Below are 12,148 nucleotides of genomic sequence, written 5' to 3'. Positions count from 1 at the left end.
GAATAAAAAAACACTGTCAGTTTAAGGGGAGCCCCCTTTGGCGGTTTCGCAGGATACCGAATATGTACCGTAAATTTACGGCTCGGTAGCCCACAAATTCCGCTAAGGGAAGCACTCTAAACTGACAGTGTTTTTTTTAGTAGAATGTGTAGTAGTTATCTTCGGTTTTTTCCGAAATGCTTCTGCTGAAATTATCCGAGGATCGATTGTAGACCAGCGAGAGCGACATTTTATCCATTTCGTTGGAATATCTGCCGTATAGTCTCGGACCATCGATTGTCGCGCGGTTAGGATATGTGCCGACCACTTCTGATGACCAGCTCTCCGCTTCGGCACTGTATGTGGCTACGCCTCCTTCAATGCATACGAACCATTCGTATTTTTCGGAATCACTGTAGTAGTTGTTTATCCGTTTGTAGAATTCTGCAAGGTCATCGTCCTCGAAGGGAACGTTCCAGTTATATTCCTCGTCTGAGGCTATTATATAAGCGCCGTTTATATTGCGTTCTTCCTCGTCAAACTCAACAAGAGCGGTATTAACTGCCTTGTATACCGATGACGCGTTGGAGTTGGCACTTGTTATCTCGGCTTTTTTGTTGTATCCGATATATGCCGGAACAAGTATCGCTGCGAGTATGCCGCCTATAAACAGGACGAGCAGCATCATGGGGATGATTATGAGCCATATCCACCAGAGACTCTGCTTCTTCGGCTGAGCCTGCGGAGCAGTGTACGCGGGCTGTCCGTTTACATATACGGGTGCGGGCGGGGGAGGCGGTACAGCGCCGCTCCTGCAATTGCATACTTCATTTTCTGCGACTTGTCTGCCGCAGTATTCGCAATATGGCATTGTTTGTCACTCCTTTGACTGTTCGGCAGATGTGATCAGTTCACGGATGAACTCTTCGTCCTCTGCCTTGGCTCTGACCTTTTTTGCGGTGTCGTCATATTGGGCTTTCAGTGTAGCCTTATCCCTCTTTTTGGTCGTTTCCGAGCCTGTATCATAGTAGTACAGATAATCATATCCTGAGTCAGGGTATGTTCCAAGCAGCGTGTGCTTCCATTTTTGTGAGGACGCAGCGTATACCGCTGTATCATTCTCGATGACTGCGAACCATTGGATTTTTGTGCTGTCATAAAAGAAGTTTTCAACGCTCCTGTAGAACTCGTCTTCGTCGAAATCCTCGGGGAGGTTGACGTTCTTATTCCTGTTTGAGCACACGAGGTAGTAGCCGTTAACGCTGTAGCCATTATCCTTCATTTCAATGAGGGCGGCGTTTACGGATTTATACAGCGAGGAGGCAGCCGAGTTCGCAGATGCAAGTCTTGAACCATACGTGTATCCGTTCATAGTGTGGATCACACCCGCTCCGAGCAGACCGATAGCGATAAGTATTATCAGTGCGATTATCAGGGGTTTGAGCACTTTCCGCTTGGGAGTGCCTATTTTCTTCTGAGCATCAAGAGGAGGCGACGCCTCGCCGTTCCTGCATTCACATACCTCGTTTTCCGCGAGAGTGCTGCCGCAGAATTTACAAATCGGCATTGTAGGTCACCTCCTCATTACGCTTGATCAATAGAAATAGTAGCTTGAGGCTTCCTCAGCCTTCTCCTTTACCTTCTTTGCAGCCTCGTTGTAGAGCTTGGTGAGGGATGCCTTTTCTCTCTTGGTCGTCGAGAGGTAGTATGTATCGTAATAGCAGGGACCGTCGGGGGTTGCAGTATTGGGATATGTACCTACTATCTCGTTCTTCCATGTCTCCGAATTTGCTGCATATGTGCATGAGCCGTACTCAACTACTGCGAACCACTCGCACTTTTCACTGTCAGCATAGAAGTTCTTGATTTTCTTGTAGAGTTCGTCTTCATCGAAATTTTCGGTGGGAACATTGTAGTTGTTCTTCTTGTCTGAGCAGATAATGTAATAGCTGTCGCCTACATTGAATCCGTCTGAGTCCATTTCGGTAAGTGCGGAGTTTACTGCCTTGCTGATACTGCTTGCACTTGCGTTTGCCGAGGAGACTTTCGATTTGTTCACGTATCCGAGCATACCCGGTACAAGAATTGCGGCGAGTATTGCGAGGACGAGGAGGACAATGAGCACGACAGGTATGAGGATGAGAGCGATTATCAGTCCTACGCTTGTCTTCTTCTTGGGCTTCTGCTGTGCGTTTACATTCTGATAATATGCCTGATTTGTGTTCATCTGCTGCGGAGCGGGTGCAGGCTTGGGAGCAGGTGCAGGCTGCGGCTTGGGTGCGGGTGCCGGTGCAGGCTGCGGCTTGGGGGCAGGGGGAGGAGTTGTCTGCTGAGATGTATTGTTTATCGGCTTCGGAGCAGGTGCAGGTGTTGGTGCCGGCTTGGGTGCTGCCGTCTCTGCAGGCTTCGGAGCAGGGGAAGGTGCGGGTGTGGGAGCCGCTGCGGGTGCAGAGGCAGGTGCTGGTGCTGGAGCCGCTGCGGGTGTGGGTGCGGGAGCTGGTGCGGGTGTGGGAGCTGGTGCGGGTGTGGGTGTGGGTGTGGGTGTGGGGGCAGCACCCGATGTGCAGTTACATACTTCATTTTCGGCAAGCTTTCTGCCGCAATTCTGACAAAATGGCATAATAAGTCACTCCTATACAAAAATTGGGTTTTATCCCTATAATTTACATTATAATATTTATTATAACAAAATTCAAGACCTGCGCCGAGATTTTTATTTTTTGTTATCAATCAACAAAAATCAAGGCTTCCATTTGTACAATAGATACACTATCGCTGCGATATCGAAAATCTTATCGAAAATGTGAAAAAAATCACAGTTTCCCTTGCATTTTATACGGAGATGTGTTATAATTATCTCTGATAGGGCTTTTCCCCTACAATGAATAATTTGGAGGAATCAAAAATGTTAACTTCAGCTACAGAAATGCTCAGAAAAGCAAGAGACGGAAAGTACGCAGTAGGTCAGTTCAACATCAATAACCTTGAGTGGACTAAGGCTATCCTTCTCACAGCTCAGGAGCTCAATTCTCCCGTAATTCTCGGTGTTTCCGAGGGCGCAGGCAAGTACATGACAGGCTTTGAGACAGTTGCAGCTATGGTCGCTGCTATGGATAAGTCTCTCGGTATCACTGTTCCTGTTGCTCTTCACCTTGACCACGGCTCGTATGAGGGCTGCTACAAGTGCATCAAGGCAGGCTTTACATCTATAATGTTCGACGGTTCTCACTTCCCGATCGACGAGAACGTTGCCAAGACTACAGAGCTCGTAAACGTTGCTCACAATCTCGGTCTTTCGATCGAGGCTGAGGTTGGCGCTATCGGCGGTGAAGAGGATGGCGTTATCGGCAAGGGCGAGTGCGCTGACCCCAACGAGTGCAAGCAGATAGCTGACCTCGGCGTTGACTTCCTCGCTGCAGGCATCGGCAATATCCACGGCGTATATCCCTCAAACTGGGAGGGACTCAGCTTTGAGACTCTTGAGGCTATCAACAAGACTGTTGGTGAGATGCCTCTCGTTCTCCACGGCGGTACAGGTATCCCCGACGATATGATAAAGAAGGCGATCTCTCTCGGCGTTGCTAAGATCAACGTTAATACTGAGTGCCAGCTCGTATTCGCTGAGGCTACAAGAGGCTACATCGAGGCCGGTAAGGACCAGCAGGGCAAGGGCTTCGATCCCAGAAAGCTTCTCGCACCCGGCTTTGAGGCTATCAAGGCTAAGGTCAAGGAGAAGATGGAGCTCTTCGGAAGCGTAAACAAGGCATAATCAAGCTGAACAGACATAAAAACGGTCTCCCGAGCGGGAGACCGTTTTTTGTAGGGGCGAGTTCCGCTCGCCCGTTAGTACATAAGTATGCTTGCGGGCGCACGGAATGCGCCCCTACATATAACAGGAAAGGGACTGCAAGGGGAGCCCCCTCTGGCGGAACGTGGCATAAAATTACCGAGCCCATACTATCAGGCTCGGTAACCCACTTTTTCCGCTAAGGGAAGCTGACTAAAGCAGTCCCTTTTGTTTTACTTTATGCCATATTTTTTGAGAAGTGTCTCTATCTTGGTGTGGGGGTCGATTATCTTGCTGATGGATACATCGTGGTTGATTGCTTCGATGAAGTATGCGATGTACTTTGATACATCTACCTCGTGGAACCACGGTCTGCTGAGCAGTTCGGGAGTTCTGTATGTGAGGTTCGTTCCGAATACTCCGTCGATTATGCCGTCCTCATATGCCTTATCGAACTTCTCGAGGCCGTTGGTGAAAATAGCGTATGTAGCGTAAGCAAAGAACCTTCCTGCATTCTTTTCCTTGAGATTCTTTGCGACGTCAAGCATGGACTCGCCCGAAGAGATGATGTCGTCGGCAACGAAGATGTCCTTGCCCTCGACGGGATTACCGATATACTCGTGAGCAACGATGGGGTTTCTGCCGTTGATTATCTGTGAGTAATCGCGGCGCTTGTAGAACATTCCCATGTCCACTCCGAGCACGGAGGCATAATACATATTTCTGTTGAGAGCACCCTCGTCGGGAGAAACGACCATGAATTTCTCCTTGGATAAGTCTATGTCATTTATCTGCTTCATCATTGCCTTGAGCACCTGATAAGTGGGCATTACGTTATCGAAGCCCATGAGCGGTACAGCATTCTGTACGCGAGGGTCGTGAGCGTCAAAACAAACGATATTGGAAACTCCCATTGCCTCGAGTTCCTGAAGAGCACACGCACAATCAAGAGACTCGCGGTAGTTCCTGCGGTGCTGTCTGCCGCCGTAGAGTGTGGGCATGATGACTGTTATACGGTGTGCCTTACCGCTTGCTGCCTGAATGATACGCTTCAGGTCCTGGAAGTGGTCATCGGGAGACATAGCATTCTGCATTCCAAAATAGTCATACTTTATGCTGTAGTTTCCTACATCTACGATTATGAACAGGTCGATTCCGCGGACGGTCGACTTGATGAGACCCTTGCCGTCACCAGAGGAGAAGCGGGGGCACTCACACTCGATAAGGAAGCTGTCGGTCTCATAGCCTGCGAGCTTTGACCAGTCGGTGAGGTATCCGTCGATCTTGTTGCCGAGCTCGGTAACACTGTTCATTGCGATAATGCCAATAGGTGCGGCACTTGATTCGCTGCTGAATAAATTTTCACTTGAAGCAGTCATAAAATTTTCCTTTCGTTTTAACGTCGTTGGGTACTTACTTACAGAAATTCTCAATGTAGTTGTCGATATCGCCTGCGATTATCTCTTTTGCAACGTCAGCGTGGTCGACCTCATTGACAACCGTCGTTTTGTTTTCAAGCTCCTTGTAAACGGTGAAAAAGTGCGTCATCTCGTCAAAGATGTGCTTGGGAAGCTGGTCGATGTCCATGTACATATTGTAGTTGGGGTCATTGAACGGAACAGCTATGATCTTGTCGTCGTGATGTCCGTTGTCGAGCATACGGATGACTCCGATAGGGTAGCACTCAACAAGTGTGAGCGGCATTAGCGTTTCCGAGCACAGCACGAGAACGTCGAGCGGGTCCTTATCGTCGGAGTAGGTACGCGGGATAAAGCCGTAGTTGGCAGGATAGTGGGTAGAGGTATGGAGGATACGGTCCATTTTGATGTAGCCCGTGTCCTTGTCAAGCTCATACTTTATCTTGCTGCCTTTGCCTATCTCGATGACCGCGTAAAAGCTTTCGGGGCTTATCCTCTTGGGACTGATGTTATGCCAGATGTTTTTCATTTGAAAACCTCCGCAGTAAGAATTTCGTGTTCTGCTATAATTAAGTATACCATTTTTTTGTGATTTGTCAACATTGCATAGTGATATATCGCTATTTTCGTCAGTCTGACAATTTTTAACGGCGCTTGTACAGAAAATTTTAGAATATGAGCAGTTGTGAAATAATTGAACTTATTGTAAAAAGCGAAACAATATATACTGCTTGGAAAAATATGTGAACAAAAGGTTAATTTCTCTAATGAATATTATAATAAAAAAGTATTGATTTTCTTTAGCTTTTGGTGTAAAATATATGTATATTGCTTATGTTATTGCTTCGGCTGTATTATTTCGTACCATTTGTTCTCACCTGCATTCCGTGGTGAGGACTTTCTGCGGGACTGCGTGACAGCGCTTCGCGGTTTTTATCGAAATCTTATTGCCGCATTGAATCCCGATGGAAAGGAGGTGCTCCGATAATGAAAAAATATAAAATAGCCGTTATTGTTGCGGGAATTGATGAGAATTATCAGAGCAGTATCCTCCTCGGTATAGAGTCCGCGGCGGCGGAATGTATGCTCGACCTTATCATGTTTGCTTCGTTCAGCGGTACAATGGGCAATCCCAGCCATGACCGCGGTGAGTACAATATCTTCCGACTCCCCGATTTCTCCACATTCGACGGAGCTATTCTCCTCACCAATACGATCGACGACAAGAGCGTTGTCGAGGATATACGCAGCCGCATTCGCGAGGCAGGCATACCTGCGGTCAGCATTGATGATAACGTCGATGATATGTACTATATCGGTATTGACAACAAGACTGCTATGCGCAAAATTACCGAGCACTTTATAAATGTTCACGGATTTACGCGGTTCAATTATATTTCGGGTCCGAAGGAGAATCCCGAGAGTATGGACAGACTCAGCGCTTTCCTTGAGGTGCTCGCGGAGAACGGGCTGTCTATAGATGAAGACAGGATCTACTACGGCGATTTCCGCGCTCCCGCAGGAAAAGCAGCCGTTGAACAGTTCCTGCAAAGCGGCAAGCCTATGCCCGAAGCTATAATATGTGCTAACGACGTTATGGCGGCTACCGCTGTGAATTGCCTGTTCGAGGCAGGCTATACGGTACCTGATGATATAGCCGTCTCGGGCTTCGATAACACCTATAATAACCATAATTTCCGCATCGAGCTTACTTCCGTGGAGCGCCCGTTCAATTATTCGGGACAGCTCGCCTGCAAGATGCTGTATAACCACTTTATCCACAAGCCCCAGGACAGAAAAGCTATTCTTGATATGTCGACCTGCTTTACGGAGAGCTGCGGATGCGCGGAAAGTGCTGTCAGCGATATCTCGGAGTATAAACAGCTCAATATCGCTAACTATAACAGGGCAGAGAAGATCTCGAGCTATATGTCGCTTTTCAATAAGTTTACCTGTGATTTGCAGGGCTGCGCTTCTTTTGATGACTATATCGCCACAATAAAAGGCTTTGCCGCTTATATGGATCCGTCCGAGTTCTACTTCTGCGTTTGCAAGGATTGGGATATCGAGCGCCCTGACGAGAGAAATGTCCGCAAAAAGACTGAGATCCCAACAAAGTATACCGATGAGGTCTATACTCCCATTGCCTATTGCTGCGGCGAGTTCCATGACGAGGTGAAATCTATCTTTACACGTGACCTTGTTCCGCATATCTGCGATGACCGAGCGCCCGGCAAGGTGTATTATATGGTGCCGCTCCATTTCGGTGAGCGCTGTCTCGGATATATGGCTATATGCAACTGCAAGGTGCCTATCTACAATTCGCTTTTCCAGTCGTGGTGCCTTACGATGAGCAACTCGCTCGAAAACATACGTAAGATCATCACGCTCGAGTATGCTGTGCAGCGCCTCGGAAAGCTTTATATTCAGGATACGTTCTCAGGTATATATAACCGCAACGGCTTTGTTCAGGCTACAAAGAACGTCTATGCCGACTGTGCCAAGAACGGCAGGAACGTAATGCTGATGTTTATCGACCTTGACGGTCTCAAAACCATCAATGATACCTATGGCCATGAAACGGGAGATGTAGCTATCCGCTCTATAGCAAGCGTTCTGCGGAGCACCTGTAAGAACGGTGAGGTCTTCTGCCGCTTCGGTGGTGATGAATTTATTGTTTTTGCCGCGGATTCTACTGATGAGCTCGCGAGCGACCTTACTAAACGGATAGAGCATTCGATCGAAGTCATAAATGAAAGTATGGAGAATCCGTTCGCGCTGAGCGCAAGTATCGGATACACCATCGCAAGACCTCGTGAGGGGGAGGACATCTTCAGATTCGTAACTGCCGCAGATAAGATAATGTATGAGGAGAAGAGAAAAAAAAAGCTCTCTAAGTACCTGAAGAAATGAAAACACTGTAAAATAGTAAACAGCCGTTCCGCTAACGGCTGTTTTTGTTTGCAGTATAAAACTATTGACATCTTGCCGTCAGAGTGATATAATATTACTGTAGATCTTCAGGGCAGGGTGTGATTCCCTACCGGCAGTATAGCCTGCGAGCCATTCTGGCTGATTCGGTGTGATCCCGAAGCCGACGGTCGTTCTTTGAACGTGCTGCATTTGTTCAGCAATAGTCCGGATGAAAGAAGATGTCACTGCATAATGTGATTATCAGCGCCCCGAAGCGTATGCCGTAAGGTATACCGAGGAGCGCTTTTTTGGAAGTGATGCTATGAATGAAGTATTTATGAGAGAGGCTGTTGAGCTTGCGCAGAAGGGTATGGGATTCGTCAGCCCGAACCCCATGGTAGGCGCTGTCATAGTACGTGACGGTGAAGTGATAGGGCGGGGGTTCCACAAGAAATACGGCGAACTTCACGCTGAGCGCGCTGCCTTCGCTGACTGTGACTCGCGCGGAGTTGACTGTGCGGGCGCGGAGATGTATGTTACTCTTGAACCTTGCTGTCACCGAGGTAAGCAGCCGCCGTGTACGGAAGCTATCATCGAGCGCGGTATCAGGCGTGTATACGTCGGCTCGGCTGACCCTAATCCGCTCGTTGCGGGGAAGGGCGTTCGGGAGCTCCGCGACAACGGTATAGAAGTCGTTGAGGGCGTGCTCAGAGATGAATGCGATGCTGTAAACGAGATCTTCTTCAAGTATATAACAAAACATCTGCCGTTCGTGACGATGAAATACGCGATGACTGCGGACGGCAAGATCGCCTGCCGTACAGGTGAGTCAAAGTGGATAACAGGCGAGGAGGCTCGCTTGAACGTTCAGCGCGACAGGCTGAAGCACGCGGCTGTTATGGTCGGGGTCGGAACAGTCCTGAAGGATGACCCCATGCTCACTTGCAGGCTCGAGGGCGGAAGAGATCCTGTAAGGATAGTCTGCGATTCTTCGCTGAGAACACCGCTTACGAGCCGAATCGTCTGCACTGCGAGAACTGTACCTACGATAATCGCAACGCTTGAGAGTGATGTCGCTATAACTCAGCCTTATATAGACAAAGGCTGCACTATACTCACGTTCCGCGGGAGGAACGGCCGCCCCGATTTGCGGCAGCTGATGAAAACGCTTTCCTCGCTCAATATTGACAGCGTGCTCCTTGAAGGTGGCGGCGAGCTCAACTGGTCGGCGCTTGAGGCAGGGATAGTCGACAAGGTGCAGACCTACATCGCACCGAAGATTTTCGGCGGGATAGGCGCAAAATCGCCTGTTGCGGGTGTTGGTGCCGATAAGCCCGACAACGGGTTCAAGCTCGAGACGGTCGCTGTCAGGCATTTCGGGGAGGATATCCTCATAGAAAGCAGGGTGAAGAATGTTCACGGGCATAATTGAAGAAGTCGGCTTTGTTGAGAGCATTCAGCGCAGCGGCAATAAATCTTTTATTCGTATCAAAGCTCGGAAGGTCCTCGAGGATGTTAAGCTCGGCGACAGCATTGCCGTGAACGGTGTGTGTCTGACTGTTACGGATCATGGAGACGCTTTTTTTCAGGCGGACGTTATGAACGAGACCCTCAGCCGCTCTTCGCTCGGCAGTCTGCACAGCGGCAGCCCCGTTGACCTTGAACGCGCTATGTCGGCGGGCGGAAGATTCGGCGGGCATATCGTCTCGGGACATATCGACGGCACGGGGACCGTTACCGACATAAAAAACGACGGTATCGCTGTGTGGTATACCATTGCCGCAAAGCCTGAGCTGATGCGCTATATCGTTGAAAAAGGTTCGGTCGCCGTGGACGGGATAAGCCTTACCGTTGCAAAGGTAACGGATTGCAGCTTCAGTGTTTCCGTTATACCGCATACCGCGTCTCAGACCGTGCTCGGCTCAAAAAAGGCAGGGGATACGGTCAATCTCGAAAATGATATCATCGCAAAATACGTTGAGAAACTCATGAAGCCCGAAAGTCGTATCGGAGGGGTGTCTATGGAGCTTCTCGCGAAAAACGGCTTCGTATAAAGGAGGTATCCTATGAGAAAAGCAATGGCTATTATCGCTGCGGCTTCGCTGCTTGTTCTGGATTCGTGTGGTTTAGATGATCCTGTCGTCACCGTTAATAACAGTGAGGATGTTTCGGCAGCTGTCGGCTCCGCTACCGAGCTGAGAACGGATATAAGCGTCGGAGATATCGAGGTCTCCTATGGTGAAAACAAGGACGCGGAAATACACGTCGACTATAAGATACAGGGCATAACTCAGAACAAGGTCAGCACTGTGAGTGAGCATCTCTCATGCAAGGCAGAGGTCGAGGACGGAGTATTAGTCGTTTCTATCGTTGACCCCGAATCGGGCAAGAGCTTCTGGGAGTGGAAAAACTCGAACGCAAAAGCTGTGGATGTGGAGGCGGATGTCAGGATATCTCTGCCCGAAAGCTTCAATAAATTCGATATCAACGCCGATGTCGGAAATGTTGACATCGACGGGCTGAACGGAGAGTTCAGTGTTAAATGCGATGTCGGCAATGTGGAAATGACCGATATCGCGATCCTTGCCGATTCGGAGATCTCGGTCGATGTCGGAAATGCCGACATCTCGCTTGCAGAGGTCGGCGAGTGTGAGGCTAAGGTCAGTGTTGACGTCGGAGATATCACTTTTGATGCGGGCGACCTTAAATGCGAGACTATTACAGGTGACGATGACAAGCCTGTCGGCGGTAAGAAGGAGCTGCTCGCAGACGGTAAATGTACTGTCAGACTCCGCTGTGACGTCGGAAGCATAGACCTTGGACAGGAGGATAAGAATGTTTGAATACAATACGGTCGAGGAAGCTCTCGAGGCTCTGAGGAACGGTGAGATAATCCTTGTGACCGATGACGAGGACCGCGAGAACGAAGGCGATATGATATGCGCCGCTGAGTTCGCGACCACTGAAAATGTAAACTTTATGGCTGTACACGCTAAGGGGCTCATCTGTATGCCTATGAGCATCGAGCTGTGTGATAAACTGCACTTGCCGCAGATGGTCGACTATAACACCGACAACCACTGTACGGCTTTTACGGTCTCTATCGACCATGTGAAGACTACTACGGGTATTTCCGCTGAGGAGCGCGGATTCACGGCTCGTATGGCTGTAAGCGAAGACTCCAAGCCCGAGGATTTCCGCCGCCCGGGTCATATGTTCCCGCTTGCGGCGAAGAAGAACGGTGTGCTCGAGCGTGAGGGACACACCGAGGCTACGGTGGACCTTATGCGTCTCGCGGGACTGAAGTGCTGCGGTCTTTGCTGCGAGATAATGCGCGATGACGGAACTATGATGCGAGCTGCCGAGTTGCAGGAAAAGGCGAAAGAATGGGGGATGAAGTTCATCACTATCAAGGCGCTGAAAGAGTATCGCAAGGTCCGTGATAAGCTCGTGGAGTGTGTGGCTGATACAAAGCTGCCGACGAAGTACGGGGAGTTCAGAGCTCTCGGCTTCGTCAACAAGCTTAACGGAGAGCACCATGTTGCCCTCGTAAAAGGTGATATCGGTGACGGTGAGGATATCCTCTGCCGAGTGCACTCGGAGTGCCTCACAGGTGATGCTTTCGGCTCGCTGAAGTGTGACTGCGGGCAGCAATTCGCCTCCGCAATGACACAGATAGAAAAAGAGGGCAGGGGAATACTCCTCTATATGAGGCAGGAAGGCCGTGGTATCGGTCTTATAAATAAGCTCCGCGCCTATGAATTGCAGGATAAGGGCATGGATACCCTCGAAGCGAACCTCGCTCTCGGTTTTCCAGGGGATATGCGCGAGTACTACATCGGCGCACAGATCCTTCGTGAGCTCGGCTGCAAGACTCTGAGGCTGCTCACAAATAATCCCGACAAGGTATATGGTCTGAGCGGCTTCGGGCTCGAGATAAAGGAGCGTGTCCCGATACAGATGGACGCTACCGCTTACGACCTGTTCTATCTCAAGACCAAGGCAGCAAAAATGGGTCATATACTCAATTACTGAGAAAAATATTATTAAG

The 12,148-nt window shown here is 49.3% G+C and carries 11 protein-coding genes and 1 riboswitch; of the genes, 6 read left to right on the top strand and 5 right to left on the bottom strand.

Going from position 1 to position 12,148, the window contains the following annotated elements; translation table 11 throughout:
- Nucleotides 1-136: 136 nt before the first annotated feature.
- Genes BMX22_RS12470 through BMX22_RS16535 form a run of 3 tightly spaced genes read right to left on the bottom strand, consistent with a single transcriptional unit; the run spans nucleotide 137 to nucleotide 2,599 of the window.
- Nucleotides 137-850, bottom strand: coding sequence for a hypothetical protein (locus BMX22_RS12470; RefSeq protein WP_074742755.1), 714 nt, complete (start codon nucleotides 848-850; stop codon nucleotides 137-139).
- 6 nt (nucleotides 851-856) lie between these two features.
- The gene (locus BMX22_RS12465) at nucleotides 857-1,546 is read right to left on the bottom strand and encodes a hypothetical protein (RefSeq protein ID WP_074742754.1); all 690 of its coding nucleotides are present in this window, start codon (nucleotides 1,544-1,546) and stop codon (nucleotides 857-859) included.
- Between the two features lie 27 nt (nucleotides 1,547-1,573).
- Nucleotides 1,574-2,599 carry a hypothetical protein gene (locus BMX22_RS16535; protein WP_177173027.1) on the bottom strand — a complete coding sequence of 342 codons (1,026 nt, stop codon included), beginning with the start codon at nucleotides 2,597-2,599 and terminating at the stop codon, nucleotides 1,574-1,576.
- Nucleotides 2,600-2,884: 285 nt separating this feature from the next.
- Between BMX22_RS16535 and fba the strand changes: the two genes are divergently transcribed.
- Nucleotides 2,885-3,748: a class II fructose-1,6-bisphosphate aldolase gene (fba, locus tag BMX22_RS12450; RefSeq protein ID WP_031561649.1), complete on the top strand. Its 864-nt coding sequence runs from the start codon at nucleotides 2,885-2,887 to the stop codon at nucleotides 3,746-3,748.
- 251 nt (nucleotides 3,749-3,999) lie between these two features.
- Here the strand turns inward: fba and BMX22_RS12445 are convergent, their stop codons facing one another.
- Together BMX22_RS12445 and BMX22_RS12440 are read right to left on the bottom strand one after the other, a co-directional pair.
- The gene (locus tag BMX22_RS12445; RefSeq protein WP_074742752.1) at nucleotides 4,000-5,145 is read right to left on the bottom strand and encodes a ribose-phosphate pyrophosphokinase; all 1,146 of its coding nucleotides are present in this window, start codon (nucleotides 5,143-5,145) and stop codon (nucleotides 4,000-4,002) included.
- Nucleotides 5,146-5,179: 34 nt separating this feature from the next.
- Nucleotides 5,180-5,713, bottom strand: a complete 534-nt coding sequence (locus BMX22_RS12440; RefSeq protein WP_031561421.1) for an inorganic diphosphatase — start codon at nucleotides 5,711-5,713, stop codon at nucleotides 5,180-5,182.
- 458 nt (nucleotides 5,714-6,171) lie between these two features.
- On the opposite strand from BMX22_RS12440, the gene BMX22_RS12435 reads away from it, so the two are divergent.
- The 5 genes from BMX22_RS12435 to BMX22_RS12415 all read left to right on the top strand — a co-directional run bounded on the left by BMX22_RS12435 (nucleotide 6,172) and on the right by BMX22_RS12415 (nucleotide 12,132).
- Nucleotides 6,172-8,097, top strand: a complete 1,926-nt coding sequence (locus BMX22_RS12435) for a GGDEF domain-containing protein (RefSeq protein WP_074742751.1) — start codon at nucleotides 6,172-6,174, stop codon at nucleotides 8,095-8,097.
- A 99-nt stretch (nucleotides 8,098-8,196) separates the two neighbouring features.
- A riboswitch (FMN riboswitch) is annotated at nucleotides 8,197-8,342 on the top strand.
- 77 nt (nucleotides 8,343-8,419) lie between these two features.
- Nucleotides 8,420-9,529 (top strand): bifunctional diaminohydroxyphosphoribosylaminopyrimidine deaminase/5-amino-6-(5-phosphoribosylamino)uracil reductase RibD, encoded by a 1,110-nt coding sequence (gene ribD, locus BMX22_RS12430; RefSeq protein ID WP_074742750.1) that lies wholly within the window; start codon nucleotides 8,420-8,422, stop codon nucleotides 9,527-9,529.
- Nucleotides 9,510-10,151, top strand: a complete 642-nt coding sequence (locus tag BMX22_RS12425) for a riboflavin synthase (RefSeq protein WP_074742749.1) — start codon at nucleotides 9,510-9,512, stop codon at nucleotides 10,149-10,151. The genes ribD and BMX22_RS12425 overlap by 20 nt, the downstream gene beginning before the upstream one ends.
- 12 nt (nucleotides 10,152-10,163) lie before the next feature.
- Nucleotides 10,164-10,940 (top strand): DUF4097 family beta strand repeat-containing protein, encoded by a 777-nt coding sequence (locus BMX22_RS12420; protein WP_074742748.1) that lies wholly within the window; start codon nucleotides 10,164-10,166, stop codon nucleotides 10,938-10,940.
- Nucleotides 10,933-12,132: a bifunctional 3,4-dihydroxy-2-butanone-4-phosphate synthase/GTP cyclohydrolase II gene (locus BMX22_RS12415; RefSeq protein ID WP_074742747.1), complete on the top strand. Its 1,200-nt coding sequence runs from the start codon at nucleotides 10,933-10,935 to the stop codon at nucleotides 12,130-12,132. The genes BMX22_RS12420 and BMX22_RS12415 overlap by 8 nt, the downstream gene beginning before the upstream one ends.
- Nucleotides 12,133-12,148 lie beyond the last annotated feature (16 nt).

Source organism: Ruminococcus sp. YRD2003, assembly GCA_900109435.1.
Lineage (GTDB): Bacteria > Bacillota > Clostridia > Oscillospirales > Ruminococcaceae > Ruminococcus > Ruminococcus flavefaciens_G.
The sequence above is the reverse complement of the archived record's forward strand: the minus strand, read 5'-3'. Positions and strand labels throughout refer to the sequence as shown.

Bases quoted from the DNA above. Each gene is read 5' to 3' on its own strand.
- BMX22_RS12415 (WP_074742747.1), top strand. From the start codon at position 10,933: ATGTTTGAATACAATACGGTCGAGGAAGCTCTCGAGGCTCTGAGGAAC.
- BMX22_RS12435 (WP_074742751.1), top strand. From the start codon at position 6,172: ATGAAAAAATATAAAATAGCCGTTATTGTTGCGGGAATTGATGAGAAT.
- BMX22_RS12465 (WP_074742754.1), bottom strand. From the start codon at position 1,546: ATGCCGATTTGTAAATTCTGCGGCAGCACTCTCGCGGAAAACGAGGTA.
- BMX22_RS12470 (WP_074742755.1), bottom strand. From the start codon at position 850: ATGCCATATTGCGAATACTGCGGCAGACAAGTCGCAGAAAATGAAGTA.
- ribD (WP_074742750.1), top strand. From the start codon at position 8,420: ATGAATGAAGTATTTATGAGAGAGGCTGTTGAGCTTGCGCAGAAGGGT.
- BMX22_RS12445 (WP_074742752.1), bottom strand. From the start codon at position 5,145: ATGACTGCTTCAAGTGAAAATTTATTCAGCAGCGAATCAAGTGCCGCA.
- fba (WP_031561649.1), top strand. From the start codon at position 2,885: ATGTTAACTTCAGCTACAGAAATGCTCAGAAAAGCAAGAGACGGAAAG.
- BMX22_RS12420 (WP_074742748.1), top strand. From the start codon at position 10,164: ATGAGAAAAGCAATGGCTATTATCGCTGCGGCTTCGCTGCTTGTTCTG.
- BMX22_RS12425 (WP_074742749.1), top strand. From the start codon at position 9,510: ATGTTCACGGGCATAATTGAAGAAGTCGGCTTTGTTGAGAGCATTCAG.
- BMX22_RS16535 (WP_177173027.1), bottom strand. From the start codon at position 2,599: ATGCCATTTTGTCAGAATTGCGGCAGAAAGCTTGCCGAAAATGAAGTA.
- BMX22_RS12440 (WP_031561421.1), bottom strand. From the start codon at position 5,713: ATGAAAAACATCTGGCATAACATCAGTCCCAAGAGGATAAGCCCCGAA.